The organism is Streptomyces sp. NPDC107765, from assembly GCF_055657085.1.
Genome location: NZ_JBVKBL010000003.1, coordinates 172,561 through 186,964 on the forward strand (window position 1 = coordinate 172,561; position 14,404 = coordinate 186,964).

Genomic DNA, 14,404 nt, shown 5'->3' on the forward strand with positions numbered 1-14,404 from the left:
GTCTCATTCGGCTATCCTGTGTCTCATGGCCGTGGATCGTGAACGGGTACTCAAGGAAGCCGCCGCGCTGCTGACGCGCCGGGCGTCGACGTCGATGGACGAGATCGCCCGCGCCGCCGGCATCAGCCGCGCCACCCTGCACCGGCACTTCGCCGGCCGGGACGCCCTCATCAGAGCGCTCGAAGAGCACGGGATCGCCCGGTTCGCGCAGGCGATGGACACCGCCCGGCTCGACGAGGGCGACGCCCCCGCCGCGCTGCGCCGGCTGATCCGGGAGGCCGAACCGGTCGCCGCCGTCCTCGGGTTCCTCTTCACCGAGAACCAGCTCTTCGAGGACGGCGAGATCAACGCCGGCTGGGCGGAGCTCGACGCCCGCATCACCGCCCTCTTCCGCCGCGGCCAGGAGGACGGCGACTTCCGCCTCGACCTGAGCGCCGCCTGGTTCACCGAGGCGTTCTACGGCCTGCTCGGCGCCGGCGCCTGGTCCGTCCACGAAGGACGGGTCGCCCGCAACGACCTCACCCACTCGATCGCCGAGCTGCTGCTCGGTGGCATCCGACGGAGCATGGAGAAATGACCGAGACCATAGCGTCAGGCCGGGCCGGTTCGGCCCATGTGGACGACCAGCCCCGCCCGGGACGCTGGCTCGCGCTGGCCGTCCTGGTGCTGGCCGTCCTGCTGGTCGGCGTCGACGCCACGGTCCTCGGCCTCGCCACCCCCTTCCTCAGCGAGGACCTCCGCCCGTCCGGCACCCAACTGCTGTGGATCGGCGACATCTACTCCTTCGTCATCGCCGGCCTGCTGGTCTCCATGGGCAGCCTCGGCGACCGCATCGGCCGCAAGAAGCTGCTGCTGACGGGCTCGGTCGCGTTCGGCGCGATGTCGGTGCTCGCCGCCTACGCCACCAGCCCGGAAATGATGATCGCCGCCCGGGCACTGCAGGGCGTCGCCGGCGCCACCCTGATGCCGGCCACCCTCGCGCTGATCCGCAACCTCTTCCACGACCCCAGGGAACGCAGCCTGGCCATCGGCATCTGGGGCGCCATGGCGTCGGCCGGCATGGCCGTCGGCCCGGTCCTCGGCGGCTTCCTGCTGGGCCACTTCTGGTGGGGCTCGGTCTTCCTGATCAACCTGCCGGTGATGCTGCTGCTGGTCGTCGTCGGCGCCAAGGTGATCCCCGAGTCCCGCAACCCCGACCCCGGCCCCTGGGACCTCCCCAGCGTGCTGCTGGCCCTGGTGGGCATCGTCGGTCTGGTCTATGCCGTCAAGGAAGTCGCGGTGGACGGCTACCGCTGGGACGTCGCGCTGACCGCCGTCCTCGGCGTCCTCGCCCTGGTCGTGTTCGTCCGCCGGCAGCTCACCCTGGAATCCCCGCTGCTCAACATGAAGCTCTTCCACCACCGGGGCTTCTCGGGGGCCGTCCTCGCCGACCTGCTGACCATCCTCGGACTGTCCGGCCTGGTCTTCTTCCTCTCCCAGTTCCTCCAGATGGTGCAGCTGCGCTCGCCCCTCAACGCCGGCCTGGTCGAACTGCCGGCCGCGGTCGGTGCGGTGGGCGCCGGGCTCGCCGCCGGCTGGGTCGCCCGCAAGCTGTCCGTACGGATCGTGGTGGCCGGCGGCCTGGCCGTCGTCGGGCTCGCACTGGCCGGCTGCACCACCCTGCACGGCGACACCGGCACCCTCGCGCTGTGCGTCATCCTCTTCGTCGTCGGCGTCGGTGCCGGCTTCTCCTTCACCGTCACCGCCGACGTGATCCTCTCCAGCGTGCCCAAGGAGGAGGCCGGCGCCGCCTCCGCGGTCTCCGAGACCGCCTACGAACTGGGCGCCGCGCTCGGCATCGCCCTGCTCGGCTCCATCGTCACCAGCATCTACCGGGGCTTCCCCACCCCGGAGGGCGTCCCCGAGCACGTCGTCGGCGCGGCCCGCGAATCGCTCGGCGGCGCCGTCGAGACCGCCGTCCACCTCCCCTCCCACCAGGGCGCGGCCCTGATGAGGGCGGCTCAGCACTCCTTCGTGGCCGGCGTGGACTCCGCCGCCGCGGTCGGCTCCGCCGTGCTGCTCGCCGCGGCGGTCGCCGCCTGGTTCCTGCTCCGCGGCCAGGAACTCGCCGACAGCAGGTAACCCCGCCGCACGCCCACGCTCCGCCGGACGGCGGGCGCACCCCCGCCCCAGGGCGTGTCTGATGGATCACCCCGCCCCGCACCCGCGATGATCCACAGGACACGCCCTGGGGGCGAGAGTCCCCCGCCCGTTCACGCCCGGTACGCGCGCTGGTGACCGGCCGTCAGGCGCGGCTCGTTCGACTCTCCGGTCGTCCCCCTACGGACGGCCCGCTCAGGAGAGTGACGCAGTGCGCGACATCGGACGACGGTCCTTCTTCACCGCCGCGGGGGCCCTGGCCACCGCGAGCGCCATCGGGAGCAACGCCTACGCCACCGGCCACGCCCGCGACGCGGCCACCGCCGACGAATACGTCGACGTCCAGCTCCTCAACATCACCGACCTGCACGGCTATCTTCAGGGCGCCCCGGGCGCCCACTCCGTCATCACCGGAGCCGGCGGGAAGCGCTACACCGTGGGCGGCGTCGCCTATATGGCCGCCCACCTGGAGCGGCTGCGCGACGGCCGCTCCAACTCCCTGTTCTTCGCCCCGGGCGACCTCTTCTCCGGGTGGGAGTTCGACGCGGCCGCCTTCGCCGACGAGCCCACCATCGAGGCGCTCAACGCCATGGGCCTGGACTTCGCCTCCGCCGGCAACCACGAATTCGACAAATCCGCCCGCTTCCTGACCTCGCACATGGAGGACGGCGACGCCTTCCCGACCGCCGGCCGCGACGACGACTTCAAGGACTCCACCGGACGCCGCTTCCGCGGTGCGGACTTCCCGTACTACAGCGCCAACATGGTGTGGAACGCCACCGGCGAACGCGTCCTGCCGCCGTACAACATCGTGCACGTGAACGCCGGCGGCGGCCGCCGGCTGCCGATCGGCTTCATCCACCTGACCGCCATCGGCACCGAGTCCTTCCCCGGCTCCTACCAGCCCGGCCTGCGCACCCTGGACGAACTGGAGACCGCCAACCGCTGCGCCGCCGAGCTGAAGTCACGCGGCGTCAACGCGATCGTGCTCAGCATGCACGACGGCGCGGTGGCCGGCAGCGACTTCTCCAGCGGCAAGAACCCCTCCGGACCCGCCTACGAACTGGCGCTGCGCGCCTCGCCGGACATCGACGCCATCGTCACCGGCCACTGGCACTGCGCCTTCACCATGATGCTGCCCGACCCCGACGGCGAGCCCCGCCCCTTCGTCGAGGCCGGCTGCTACGGCCAGCTCATCAACGAGATCAATCTGCGCCTCGACCCCGACACCGGATCGGTCGTCCGGGAGCTGACCACCTCCGTCAACCACCCCAACACCCGCGACGTGGCGCCCGATCCCGAGCTCAAGTCGATCGCCTCCTACTGGGCCGGCTACGCCAGCCGGCGGGCCCGCACCAAGATCGGCACCCAGACCGACTCCTTCACCCGGCGCCGCAACGCGCTGGGGGAGTCCACGATGGGCAACCTCGTCGCCGACTGGGCCCTGTGGGCGGGCCGGCAGCCGCCCGGCCCGACGGCCGACCCCGCCGAGCACCCCGACACCCCCGCCGACCTCGCCGTCATCGCGGTCGCCCCGCGCGTCGGCCAGGCGGTCATCGCCGGGGACCTGATCCTGGACGAGGAGTCGGACGGCACCGTCACCTTCGCCCAGGCCTGGAACGCGGTCGGCTTCGGCGACCCGATCGTCACCGTCACCGTCACCGGCCGGCAGATCCACGACGCCCTGGAGGAACAGTGGGCGCCGATCCCCGGCGGCGGCCTCGGCTTCTCCCCCCTCGCGGTCTCCGCCAACGTCCGCTACACCTTCGACGCCGCCGGCAGGGTCGGCCGCCGGGTGGACCCCGCCGAGGTCCTCATCGACGGCACTCCCCTCGGCCTCAAGCGCAGCTACCGCCTCGCCGCGCCCTCCTACACCCTGATCAACCAGGACGGCTTCAGCGCCTTCACCGGCTTCACCGCGCCGGTCCGGCACACCCGCGACTTCGAGAGCTTCATCGCCTTCGTACGGACCAGGAAGCGGCTGGTGCCCGCCCCGCTGGGCCGGGTCGCGGTCAAGAACGCCGGCGTGCGCGGCGCCCGCACCGGCACCGTCACCCTGCGCCAGCAACTGCTTCAGGACGGCAGCGTGGTGCCGCGCCCCGAGGCGGCGCTGCGCACCGCGCTGACCGGCGGCGCCCAGGGCCAGCGCGCCCACGGCGGCTTCCGGGTGCCCTGCTGACACACGAAGGGCCCCGCCCGCAGCTGCGGACGGGGCCCGGTGAGGCCGGGTCGGACCACCGGCTCAGGCGGCGGCCCTGGCCTTGGTGGCGTAGATGTCGACGTACTCCTGGCCGGACAGCTCCATGACCTCGCTCATCACCTCGTCGGTGACGGCCCGCAGCACGTAGCGGTCGCGGTCCATCCCGTCGTACCGGGAGAAGTCCAGCGCCTCACCGAAGCGGATGGTGACCGGGGCGATCCGCGGCAGGCCCTTGCCGCCGGGCTGCACCTTGTCCGTGCCGATCATCGCGAACGGGACGACGGGCGCGCCGGTCATCAGGGCGAGCCGGGCGATGCCGGTACGGCCGCGGTAGAGGCGGCCGTCGGGGGAGCGGGTGCCCTCGGGGTAGATGCCGAACGCCTTGCCCTGCTCCAGGATGCGGCGGCCGGTCATCAGGGCCGCCACCCCGCCGTGGCCGCCGTCCCGGTCCACCGGGATCATGCCGGCGCTGGTGAAGAACCAGGCCATCAGGCGGCCCTTGATGCCGGTGCCGGTGACGTACTCGTCCTTGCCGATGAAGTACACCGGCCGCTTGACCACCAGGCTCAGGAACAGCGAGTCGATGAAGGTCACGTGGTTACCGGCCAGGATCACCGGGCCGGTCGCCGGAATGCGCTCCATACCCTCGACCTTCGGGCGGTAAAGGACACGCATGACGAATCCGAGAATCGCCTTGAGCACAATGCGGGACAACGGGTCCTCCGGGTCGTGGCTGTCTGGTCAGCGTCAAGCGGGCGCAGAACTCTGCAGCCCAGGACGATACTCGCGGGTCATTCCCGCGCGCACATCGGGTTCATGAGGTCGATACGCACAGTTGACTCACGGTTGACGTGTGTTACCACCATGTTCCCCCCGGAGTCGTCGTGCGTCTCCCCGGCATGGCCCGTCCGTGCCTACGATCGGCCCGGTTCTCCGGGTACCCGGGCAACACGCCTTGACGCACGCCGGAAAGCACCCGGAAGCACCCGGAAGCACTGAAGCACCGGGAAGCACCGGAGCGCCCGGGCACACCCGGAACGCACGAAACGACGCACAACAAGGAGCGTGGGCATGCAGAAGCGGCAGCAGCCGGGACGGCGGACGGTGCTGGGGGCGGCGGCCCTCGGTGCGGGAGCGGCGGTGCTCGGCGGGGCCGGGCAGGCGAGCGCCGCCGGGCGCGGCACGGCGGGCCGGGAGCTTCCCGTGCCGCTGATCGTCGGCCACCGCGGCGCCAGCGGCTACCGCCCCGAGCACACCTTCGGCTCCTACCAACTCGCCCTCGACATGGGCGCGGACGTCATCGAGCAGGACCTCGTCCCCACCAAGGACGGCCATCTGGTCTGCCGGCACGAGAACGACATCACCGCCACCACCGACGTCTCCGCACACCCCGAGTTCGCCGACCGCAGGACCACCAAGACCGTCGACGGACAGCAGCTGACCGGCTGGTTCACCGAGGACTTCACGCTCGCCGAACTCAAGACCCTGCGCGCCAAGGAGCGCATACCGGGCACCCGGCAGCACAACACCCTCTACGACGGCCGGTGGCAGGTGCCCACCTTCGAGGAGGTCCTCCAGTGGGCCGAGCGGGAGGGCCGCAAGCGCGGCCGCCGGGTCTGGCTGCACATCGAGACCAAGCACCCCACCTACTTCCGCAAGCTCGGCCTCGGCCTGGAGGAGCGCCTCGCCAAGGCCCTGCGCGCGCACGGCCGGCACCGCCGCAACTCCCCGAACTTCCTGCAGTCCTTCGAGCCCAGCAGCATCCGGCGCCTCGGCGAGCTCGTCGACTGCCCCAAGGTCGTCCTGCTCGGCACGCTCAAGGACCGCCCCTGGGACTTCACCGAGGCGGGCGACCCGCGCACCGTCGCCGACCTGGTCACGCCCGAGGGCCTTGGGTGGATCGCCGGCTTCGCCGAGGGCATCGGCCCGGACCTGACCGTGATCATCCCGCGGGACAAGGACGGCAGGCTCGGCACGCCCACCTCCGTCGTCAAGGACGCGCACGCGGCGGGGCTGGTCCTGCACCCGTACACGGTCCGTAACGAGAACACGTTCCTGCCGGCCGACTTCCGCCGCGGCACCGACCCCAACGCCTACGGCGACTCCCTCGGCGTCTTCAAGGCGTACCTCGGCACCGGCATCGACGGGCTGTTCTCCGACAACCCCGACACCGCGCTGCTGGCCGCCGCGGAGTTCCGGACCCCCTGACCGGCCCGCCCGGCCGGCCGGCCGCGTACCGGCACCGGGCCCCTGGTCTTCCCGCACTCTCATCTGAGTTGGGAATGTCACAGAGGAGCTCGGTGCCGGTCCGTTCCGCTTGCCCCAATTGCCTGCGCAGAATGCTCCCGGCGGCGATTGCCGCCGCCACATTCCGGGGAGTCCGGAAGTCAGGGCACCACGTCCGGGCGCACACCCCTCTCACCCTCGCGCGCCCGGGCCAACCGAATAAGGGGAGGCATACGCGCATGGGCACGAGCGTGACCATCTCTGCGGCGACCGACGAGGACGCCGAGCAGATCCTCAAACTGCAGTACCTCTGTTACCAGTCCGAGGCCGCGCTGTACGACGACTACGGCATCGAGCCGCTCACCCAGACGCTGGCCGCGCTGCGCGCCGAACTGAGCGAGGGCTGCGTGCTGGTGGCCCGGCTCGGCGACGAGGTGGTCGGATCCGTGCGCGGCACCGTCGACGCCTCGGGCACCGCGGCGATAGCCAAGCTCATCGTGCACCCCCGGCTCCAGCGGCACGGCCTCGGCGGCCGGCTGCTGGCCGCGGTCGAGCAGCGGCTGGCCGAGGAGCGCTCGGCCACCCGTTTCCGCCTCTTCACCGGCCACCGCAGCGAGGGCAATCTGCGGCTGTACCGCAGCCACGGCTACGCGCCCGTGGGCACCGAGGAGCGCAGCCGGCGGCTGAGCCTGGTCACGCTGGAGAAGGAGGCCGTCGCCGAGGAGTTCGTGGCCCAGGCGTAGCGGCTCGCACCTCGCGCGTCGCGGACGTCGCGGCAGGGGAACGGGCCCGCGCAAGGGCGGGCCCGTCCACCGGCGAGGTGCCGCACGTGCCCCGGGGCGGCCGTTACGCCGTGCGCGCCCGGCGCAGCCACAGCATCCCGGTGACCGGCAGCAGGACCGGGATGAAGAGGTAGCCCATGCCGTAGTCCGACCAGACCGTGGCGTCGGGGAACGCCGACGGCGCCACCAGCGTCCAGGTGCCCACGGTCAGCACGCCGACCAGCTCCGCCGCACAGCACACCAGCGCCGCCCGGCGGGCCCGGTCGCCGCCGCGGACCAGCGAGTAGGTGATGAAGCCGTAGACCACCCCGGCGAGCGCGGAGAGCGAGTACGCCAGCGGGGCCCGGTCGAAGTCCGTGGCGATCTGGAAGACCGAGCGCGACACGGCGCCGACGACCATCACGCCGTACAGCCAGACCAGCAGGATCCCCGGGCCGGTGATCAGCTTCCGGCGGGTGCCCGGCGCACCCTCCTCGGCGGTGCGCTCGGTCGCCGCCACGTCGGTCTCACCGGTCGCCGTCATGTCAGCCTCCCCAGATGTCGAACAGCCGCACTTCGAGCACGGCCAGCACCACGCCGCCGGCGGAGACCGTCAGCGAGCCCCAACGACTGCGCTCCGCAAGGGACATGAAGCCCGCGGCGGGCACACAGGCGAACGCGCCGAGCAGATACGCCACGAAGATCGCCGTGCCCTGTGCGGGCTTCTCGCCGCGCGCCAGCTGGACGATGCCGACGACCAGCTGCACCACGGCGAGCAGCGTCACCACGGCCATGCCGAGGAAATGCCAGTCCATGGTCCGCTGGTCCCGGTAGGCGGCGAAACCGCACCAGGCGGCGAGCGCGAGCGCGGCCACACCGGTCGCGATCGTCAGGGCATCAAGCATGCCGAGACCCTATTACGGGCCAAAAGACCCGATGCGCCCGCCCCCGGACCGCACATACGCTCGGTCCCCATGAAGATCCACGCGGACGCACTCCTCTTCGACAACGACGGCACCCTGATCTCCTCCCTCGACTCCGTCCACCGCTGCTGGACCCGCTGGGCAAAGGAGTACGGCATCGCCCCCGAGGAATTCGCCCGGGTCGAGCTGCACGGCCGTCCGGCCGCCGAGATCGCCGCCGATCTGCTCCCGGCCGGGAAGGTGCCCGGTGCGCTGGCGCGGATCGAACAGCTGGAGGTCGAGGACGTCGCCGGGGGAGTGACCCTGCTGCCCGGCACCCGCGCCCTCCTCGCGGGCCTGCCTCCCGAGCGGTGGGCGGTGGTCACCTCCGCCACCCGGCGGCTGGCCGAGGCCCGCCTCGGTGAGGTCGGCATCCGGCCGAAGAAGCTGATAGCCGCCGACGACATCACCCGCGGCAAGCCCGACCCGGAGCCGTTCCTGCTGGCCGCCCGCCGGCTCGGCGTGGACCCGGCCCGCTGCGTCGTCTTCGAGGACGCCCCGGCCGGGCTGGCGGCCGGCCGCGCGGCCGGCATGACGACCGTGGCGTTGACCACAACCCACCCGGCCGCCGAGCTCTCCGCCGACCTCGTCGTCCCCGACCTGTCGGCGGTATCCGCGCAGGCCACGGACGGGGCGGTGGAGATCAGCCTGGCCGGATGAGGCGCTGTCCACGGGCCGGTCAGTCCTGTCCGCAATACGGACACGTTTGATCGGCCCGCACAGCCGTCTGGTTTACTTGCCGCCATGACCACGACGAGCAACCGCACCCCTGCGACCGAGGCGTACCTGACGCCCGGTGCTCGTTGCATGTGTCGAATGTGTGACCGCTGAGGGCCCCCGCCTGAGCCTCGCGCCCCGAAGCGAGACCCCATGCCGTGCACCGGTCCCCGACCGCGACGGCCGCCCCGCGTCACCGGAACCAGGAGCCGGGCCCCGCGCCCGCCGCCGCTCCCGTTCCCCCCTGCCGCACTCGCAAGAATGCCCCGTGCCGGCGGCGACCCCGCCGAGCACTCGACAGTGACGGAATTCCCTGTGATCACCACAACGGGCCTGACCAAGGTCTACCGTTCAGGAGACCGCGACGTCACCGCCCTGGACGGCGTCGACCTGCACGTCCGCGAGGGCGAGGTGTACGGTGTCATCGGCCAGAGCGGCGCCGGCAAGTCCACCCTCATCCGCTGCCTCAACCTCCTGGAGCGCCCCACCTCCGGCACGGTCACCGTCGCCGGCCAGGACCTGACCGCCCTCGCCGGGCGGGGCCAGCGCGCAGGCGCAGCGCTGCGCGCCGCCCGCAGCCACATCGGCATGGTCTTCCAGCACTTCAACCTGCTGTCCTCGCGCACCGTCCAGGACAACGTCGAACTGCCGCTGGAGATCCTCAAGGTCGACCGCCGCGAACGCTCCCGCAAGGCCCTGGAACTGCTGGACCTGGTCGGCCTCGCCGACAAGGCCGCGGCGTACCCCGCCCAGCTCTCCGGCGGCCAGAAGCAGCGCGTCGGCATCGCCCGCGCCCTGGCCGGTGACCCCAAGGTGCTGCTCTCCGACGAGGCCACCAGCGCCCTCGACCCGGAGACCACCCGCTCCATCCTGACCCTGCTGCGCGACCTCAACCGCCAGCTCGGCCTGACCGTCGTCCTCATCACGCACGAGATGGACGTCGTCAAGACCATCTGCGACTCGGCCGCCCTGATGAAGAACGGCCGCGTCGTCGAGCAGGGCACCGTCGCCGAACTGCTCGCCACCCCCGGCTCCGAACTCGCCCGCGAGCTCTTCCCGGTCGGCGGCGAGCCCTCGGCCGACGACCGCACCGTCGTCGACATCACCTTCCACGGCTCGGCCGCCACCCGCCCGGTGATCTCCGAGCTGGCGCGCACCTACAACGTCGACATCTCGATCCTCGGCGCCGCCATGGACACCGTCGGCGGCAAGCAGATCGGCCGGATGCGGATCGAGCTGCCCGGCCGCTTCGAGGAGAACGTCGTCCCCATCGGCTTCCTGCGCGAGCAGGGCCTTCAGGTTGACGTGGCTGACGTCGCTGACGTGGCCGACACCGCCCCCGCCACCGCCGCCGCGGCCGTCCCGGCGCCGGCCGCCGCCCCGCTCCTGAAGGAAGGTGCCAAGTGAGCTGGACCGAGATGCAGCCGCTGCTGTACGACGCGACCCTCGACACCCTCTTCATGGTGTGGTGGTCGACGTTCTACGCGGTCCTGGTCGGCATCCCCGTCGGTGTCCTGCTGCATCTGACCGACCGCGGCGCCCTGCTGCAGAACGTCGTGGTGAACAAGGTCCTCGGCGCGATCGTGAACATCGGACGGTCCTTCCCGTTCCTGATCTTGATCGTCGTGCTGCTGCCCTTCACCCGGCTCGTCGTCGGCACCTCCATCGGCCCCACCGGCGCGGTCGTCCCGCTCGCCATCGCCGCGATCCCGTTCTTCGCCCGCCTCGTCGAGGCCGCGCTGCGCGAGGTCGACCACGGCCTGGTGGAGGCCGCCCACGCCATGGGCGGCGGCACCTGGACCATCATCTTCAAGGTGCTGCTGCCGCAGGCCCTGCCCGCGCTGGTCGCGGCCGTCACCACCACCGTCATCACGCTGATCGGCTACTCCGCGATCGCCGGTGCGGTCGGCGGCGGCGGACTGGGCTCCCTCGCCTACAACTACGGCTACCTGCAGTACGAGACCAGGCTGATGGTCATCACCGTCGTCGAGCTGATCGTCATCGTCACCGTCATCCAGCTGCTCGGTGACCTGATCGTCCGCCGGCTCGCCGGCCGCGGCACCCGACCCTCCTCATCCGTACGCGTCGGCCTGCGCCGCGCCCGCATCGAGGAGCCGGCGGCCGTCACCGAGGCCGCCTGACCCCATAAGCCACCCGCGTCACCCGCACCACCCAAGAGCCCGGACCCTTTGCCGGGCGGACAGCACACGGACACCCCGTGTGGCAACAAGAAAGAGGCACTCTTCGTGCGTAACACCGTCAAGATCACCGTGGCCGTCGCCGCCGCCTCCGCCGTCGCCCTGGGCGCGAGCGCCTGCTCCGCACCCTCCGACACCACCGCCAGCAGCGACAAGAGCGACAAGAACGCCCCCCTCGTCGTCGCCGCGAGCCCCACCCCGCACGCCACCATCCTCGACTTCGTCGCGAAGAAGCTGGCGGCCAAGGAGGGCCTCAAGCTCGTCGTCAAGCCGTTCAACGACTACAAGATCCCCAACAAGGTCACCGACGACGGCCAGGTCGACGCCAACTTCTTCCAGCACAAGCCCTTCCTGGACACCTTCAACAAGGAGAACGGCACCCACATCGTGCCGGTCCAGAACGTGCTCATCGAGCCCCTCGGCCTGTACTCCAAGAAGATCCACAAGCTCTCGGACCTCAAGTCCGGCTCGACCGTCTCGGTCCCCAACGACCCGTCCAACGAGGGCCGCGCGCTCAAGCTGCTCGCCGACAACGGCGTGATCACCCTCAAGCCCGGCGTCGGCGCCGACGCCAAGCTCACCGACGTCAAGGACGACAAGGGCATCAAGATCACCGAGCTGGAGGCCGCGCAGACCGCGCCGCGCATCGACGACGTCGACGCCGCCATCATCAACGGCAACTTCGCCATCGGCGCCCACCTCAAGCCCTCCAAGGACGCCCTCGCGCTGGAGAAGGCCAAGGACAACCCCTACGCCAACTTCCTCGCCGTCAAGAAGGGCAACGAGAACGACCCGCGGATCAAGAAGCTGGCCAAGCTCCTGAACTCCCCCGAGGTCAAGAAGTTCATCGAGGACAAGTACACGGACGGCTCGGTCATCCCCGCCTTCGGTCCCGCCAAGGCCTGACCCCCCAAGCCACCACCGGGCCCCGGCAGCGCACCCCGCGCGGCCGGGGCCCGGGCGCGTGGCACACCCACCCGCCCATGCTGCATGCTGGTGCATTCAAGACGGTCAGACGGCCCGTGACCTCGTGGTGAACCATCCCGCGACGTCCCGGAGCACCCACGGTCAACGGCGTTGGAGCAGCGGCATGACATCCACCTTTCCGGACATCTCCCTCAGCACGGACCGGCTGGTGCTGCGCCCCTTCGAAGAGGCCGACATCCCCGCCCTCGCCGCGATGATGAACGACGAACTGGTCGCCGCCTGGACCGCCGTACCGCAGCCCTACACCGAGGCCGCCGCCCGTACCTGGGCCACCGAGTACGCGCCCGCCGAACGCGCCGCCGGACGCGGCATCGACTTCGCCGTCACCGAATTCCTCACCCAGCGGCTGGTCGGCGTCGTACAGCTGGGCAACACCAACTGGCGGCTGCGGGCCACCGAGCTCTCGTACATCGTCGCCTCCTGGGCCCGCGGTGAGGGCTACGCCTCCGAGGCGGCGCTCGCCACCGCACAGTGGCTCTTCCACGACCAGCAGTTCGAACGCCTCGAACTGCGCACCGCCGCCGGCAACACCGCCTCCCAGCAGGTCGCCCAGAAGATCGGCTGCATCAGCGAGGGCGTGCTGCGCAACGCCTGCATAGCCCGCAGCCGTACGGAGGACGGCGGCTGGGCCGACATCCGCACGGATCAGATCGTCTGGAGCCTGCTGCCCGAGGACCTCGACGGGGTCCCCGGCCGGATGGCCGACGCGAACGGATTCACCTACCCCGAGTGGAACTGACCCACGCCCGCGCCCAGGTCCGTACCTCTCGGGGTACCCTCGGCCTGCCGCGCACCCGCGCGACCAGCGCGGACCTGCGTCCGGCGCCCCACAGCGGCGCGCCACCGGCCCGCGGTCGCCCCGCGGCCGCCACCGCCCGCGTACCCACAGCAGCCCCAGGAGACTGACGAGCATGGCCGACCGGGTCACGGTGATCGGATGGGACGGCTCTCCGCTGACCGCCGCCGCCCGCTCCGCCCTCGGCGCCGCCACACTGGTGGCCGGCGCCGCCCACCACCTCGCACTGCCCGAAGTCCCGCCGCACGCCGAGCGGATCCGGCTCGGCAGCGTCACCCTGGCCGCCCGCCGGATCGCCCAGCACCGCGGCACCGCCGTCGTCCTCGCCGACGGCGACCCCGGCTTCTTCGGCGTCGTCCGCACCCTGCGGGCCCCCGAGCACGGCCTGGAGGTCGAGGTCGTCCCGGCCGTCTCCTCCGTCGCGGCCGCCTTCGCCCGTGCCGGCATGCCCTGGGACGACGCCCAGATCGTGGTGGCCCACAGCCGCGACCTGCGCCGCGCGGTCAACGTCTGCCGCGCCCACACCAAGGTCGCGGTGCTCACCTCGCCCGGCGCCGGCCCCGCCGAACTCGCCCTGCTGCTCGGCGGCGTCCACCGCACCTTCGTCATCTGCGAGGAACTGGGCACCGAACGCGAGCAGGTGACGGTCCTCACCTCCGACAAGGCCGCCGACCACGTCTGGCGCGACCCCAACGTCGTCATCGTCGTCGGCGGTTCGCCCGGCGGCGCCGCGGCCCAGGGCACCGGCTGGATCGCCGGCCACGAGGTCGGCCACCCGACCGGACCGCGTGGCTGGGGACTGCCCAACCGCGCCTACGGCGGAGCCCTCGCCGAGGGGGAGACCGTCCAGCTGCGCACCGCCCAACTCGCCCGCCTGGGGCCCCGGGTGGGCGACCTGGTCTGGGACATCGGCACCGGCAGCGGAGCCGCCGCCGTGGAGGCCGCGCGGTTCGGCGCCGCGGTCATCGCGGTGGACGCCGACCCGGACGCCTGCGGACGCACCGCCGCCGTCGCCCGCCGGCACGGCGTCCAACTCCAGGTCGTGCACGGGCGGGCGCCGCAGATCCTGGAGGACCTGCCCGAGCCCGACGTGGTACGGATCGGCGGCGGGGGAGTGGAGGTCGTCACCGCCTGCGCCGCCCGCCGTCCCGAACGGATCGTCACCCACGCCGCCACCCGCGACGAGGCCGAGCTGCTGGGGCGCGCACTGGCGGACGGCGGGTACGACGTCGAGTGCGCCCTGCTGCAGTCCGTGGACCTGGACACCTCCGTCTGGGTCGAACGCGAGCGGTCCGTGGTGTTTTTGCTCAGCGGGTATCGCGTTCCTCACCCGTGACCAGGAAGGCAACCCGCGCGAGGTAGGCTGGCGGATCGTTGCGCCGCCGTTCCACGTTCGGCTTCATACGCCAATATCCGGA

General features: G+C 71.8%; 14 protein-coding genes. 11 read left to right on the forward strand and 3 right to left on the reverse strand.

What is annotated here, in order from left to right:
* The first annotated feature begins 25 nt into the window (after positions 1-25).
* The 3 genes from ACZ7MX_RS09420 (at position 26) to ACZ7MX_RS09430 (ending at position 4,318) form a co-directional block, all read left to right on the forward strand.
* A complete protein-coding gene (locus ACZ7MX_RS09420; RefSeq protein ID WP_201802514.1) occupies positions 26-577 on the forward strand; it encodes a TetR/AcrR family transcriptional regulator in 552 nt (183 codons plus the stop codon).
* Complete coding sequence (locus ACZ7MX_RS09425; protein ID WP_472130883.1) at positions 574-2,121, forward strand: MFS transporter; 1,548 nt, start codon at positions 574-576, stop codon at positions 2,119-2,121. The genes ACZ7MX_RS09420 and ACZ7MX_RS09425 overlap by 4 nt, the downstream gene beginning before the upstream one ends.
* A gap of 229 nt (positions 2,122-2,350) precedes the next feature.
* Positions 2,351-4,318: a bifunctional metallophosphatase/5'-nucleotidase gene (locus ACZ7MX_RS09430; RefSeq protein ID WP_472130885.1), complete on the forward strand. Its 1,968-nt coding sequence runs from the start codon at positions 2,351-2,353 to the stop codon at positions 4,316-4,318.
* Positions 4,319-4,381: 63 nt separating this feature from the next.
* On the opposite strand, the gene ACZ7MX_RS09435 is transcribed toward ACZ7MX_RS09430, so the two are convergent.
* Positions 4,382-5,053 carry a lysophospholipid acyltransferase family protein gene (locus tag ACZ7MX_RS09435; RefSeq protein ID WP_261952507.1) on the reverse strand — a complete coding sequence of 224 codons (672 nt, stop codon included), beginning with the start codon at positions 5,051-5,053 and terminating at the stop codon, positions 4,382-4,384.
* 357 nt (positions 5,054-5,410) lie between these two features.
* On the opposite strand from ACZ7MX_RS09435, the gene ACZ7MX_RS09440 reads away from it, so the two are divergent.
* Complete coding sequence (locus ACZ7MX_RS09440; protein WP_472130887.1) at positions 5,411-6,547, forward strand: glycerophosphodiester phosphodiesterase; 1,137 nt, start codon at positions 5,411-5,413, stop codon at positions 6,545-6,547.
* 257 nt (positions 6,548-6,804) lie between these two features.
* On the forward strand, positions 6,805-7,308 hold the full coding sequence (locus tag ACZ7MX_RS09445) for a GNAT family N-acetyltransferase (RefSeq protein ID WP_472130888.1): 504 nt from the start codon (positions 6,805-6,807) through the stop codon (positions 7,306-7,308).
* A 103-nt stretch (positions 7,309-7,411) separates the two neighbouring features.
* Here ACZ7MX_RS09445 and ACZ7MX_RS09450 read toward each other — a convergent pair whose 3' ends face one another.
* Positions 7,412-7,870 carry a hypothetical protein gene (locus tag ACZ7MX_RS09450; RefSeq protein WP_472130891.1) on the reverse strand — a complete coding sequence of 153 codons (459 nt, stop codon included), beginning with the start codon at positions 7,868-7,870 and terminating at the stop codon, positions 7,412-7,414.
* Position 7,871: 1 nt separating this feature from the next.
* Positions 7,872-8,231, reverse strand: a complete 360-nt coding sequence (locus ACZ7MX_RS09455; RefSeq protein ID WP_472130893.1) for a hypothetical protein — start codon at positions 8,229-8,231, stop codon at positions 7,872-7,874.
* Between the two features lie 69 nt (positions 8,232-8,300).
* Between ACZ7MX_RS09455 and ACZ7MX_RS09460 the strand changes: the two genes are divergently transcribed.
* The 6 genes from ACZ7MX_RS09460 to cbiE all read left to right on the forward strand — a co-directional run bounded on the left by ACZ7MX_RS09460 (position 8,301) and on the right by cbiE (position 14,322).
* The gene (locus ACZ7MX_RS09460) at positions 8,301-8,948 is read left to right on the forward strand and encodes an HAD-IA family hydrolase (RefSeq protein ID WP_472130895.1); all 648 of its coding nucleotides are present in this window, start codon (positions 8,301-8,303) and stop codon (positions 8,946-8,948) included.
* Positions 8,949-9,320: 372 nt separating this feature from the next.
* The gene (locus ACZ7MX_RS09465) at positions 9,321-10,412 is read left to right on the forward strand and encodes a methionine ABC transporter ATP-binding protein (RefSeq protein WP_472130897.1); all 1,092 of its coding nucleotides are present in this window, start codon (positions 9,321-9,323) and stop codon (positions 10,410-10,412) included.
* Positions 10,409-11,146 (forward strand): methionine ABC transporter permease, encoded by a 738-nt coding sequence (locus ACZ7MX_RS09470; RefSeq protein WP_472130899.1) that lies wholly within the window; start codon positions 10,409-10,411, stop codon positions 11,144-11,146. The genes ACZ7MX_RS09465 and ACZ7MX_RS09470 overlap by 4 nt, the downstream gene beginning before the upstream one ends.
* Before the next feature lie 105 nt (positions 11,147-11,251).
* Entirely contained in the window at positions 11,252-12,109 is an 858-nt protein-coding gene (locus ACZ7MX_RS09475; RefSeq protein WP_472130900.1) for a MetQ/NlpA family ABC transporter substrate-binding protein, read from the forward strand.
* 184 nt (positions 12,110-12,293) lie between these two features.
* Positions 12,294-12,929 carry a GNAT family N-acetyltransferase gene (locus ACZ7MX_RS09480; RefSeq protein WP_472130902.1) on the forward strand — a complete coding sequence of 212 codons (636 nt, stop codon included), beginning with the start codon at positions 12,294-12,296 and terminating at the stop codon, positions 12,927-12,929.
* 172 nt (positions 12,930-13,101) lie between these two features.
* A complete protein-coding gene (gene cbiE / locus ACZ7MX_RS09485) occupies positions 13,102-14,322 on the forward strand; it encodes a precorrin-6y C5,15-methyltransferase (decarboxylating) subunit CbiE (RefSeq protein ID WP_030808840.1) in 1,221 nt (406 codons plus the stop codon).
* The last annotated feature ends 82 nt before the right edge of the window (positions 14,323-14,404 follow it).

Coding starts and splice junctions, on each gene's coding strand:
- ACZ7MX_RS09455 (WP_472130893.1), bottom strand. CDS start 8,231: ATGCTTGATGCCCTGACGATCGCGACCGGTGTGGCCGCGCTCGCGCTC.
- ACZ7MX_RS09425 (WP_472130883.1), top strand. CDS start 574: ATGACCGAGACCATAGCGTCAGGCCGGGCCGGTTCGGCCCATGTGGAC.
- ACZ7MX_RS09420 (WP_201802514.1), top strand. CDS start 26: ATGGCCGTGGATCGTGAACGGGTACTCAAGGAAGCCGCCGCGCTGCTG.
- cbiE (WP_030808840.1), top strand. CDS start 13,102: ATGGCCGACCGGGTCACGGTGATCGGATGGGACGGCTCTCCGCTGACC.
- ACZ7MX_RS09460 (WP_472130895.1), top strand. CDS start 8,301: ATGAAGATCCACGCGGACGCACTCCTCTTCGACAACGACGGCACCCTG.
- ACZ7MX_RS09440 (WP_472130887.1), top strand. CDS start 5,411: ATGCAGAAGCGGCAGCAGCCGGGACGGCGGACGGTGCTGGGGGCGGCG.
- ACZ7MX_RS09480 (WP_472130902.1), top strand. CDS start 12,294: ATGACATCCACCTTTCCGGACATCTCCCTCAGCACGGACCGGCTGGTG.
- ACZ7MX_RS09450 (WP_472130891.1), bottom strand. CDS start 7,870: ATGACGGCGACCGGTGAGACCGACGTGGCGGCGACCGAGCGCACCGCC.
- ACZ7MX_RS09445 (WP_472130888.1), top strand. CDS start 6,805: ATGGGCACGAGCGTGACCATCTCTGCGGCGACCGACGAGGACGCCGAG.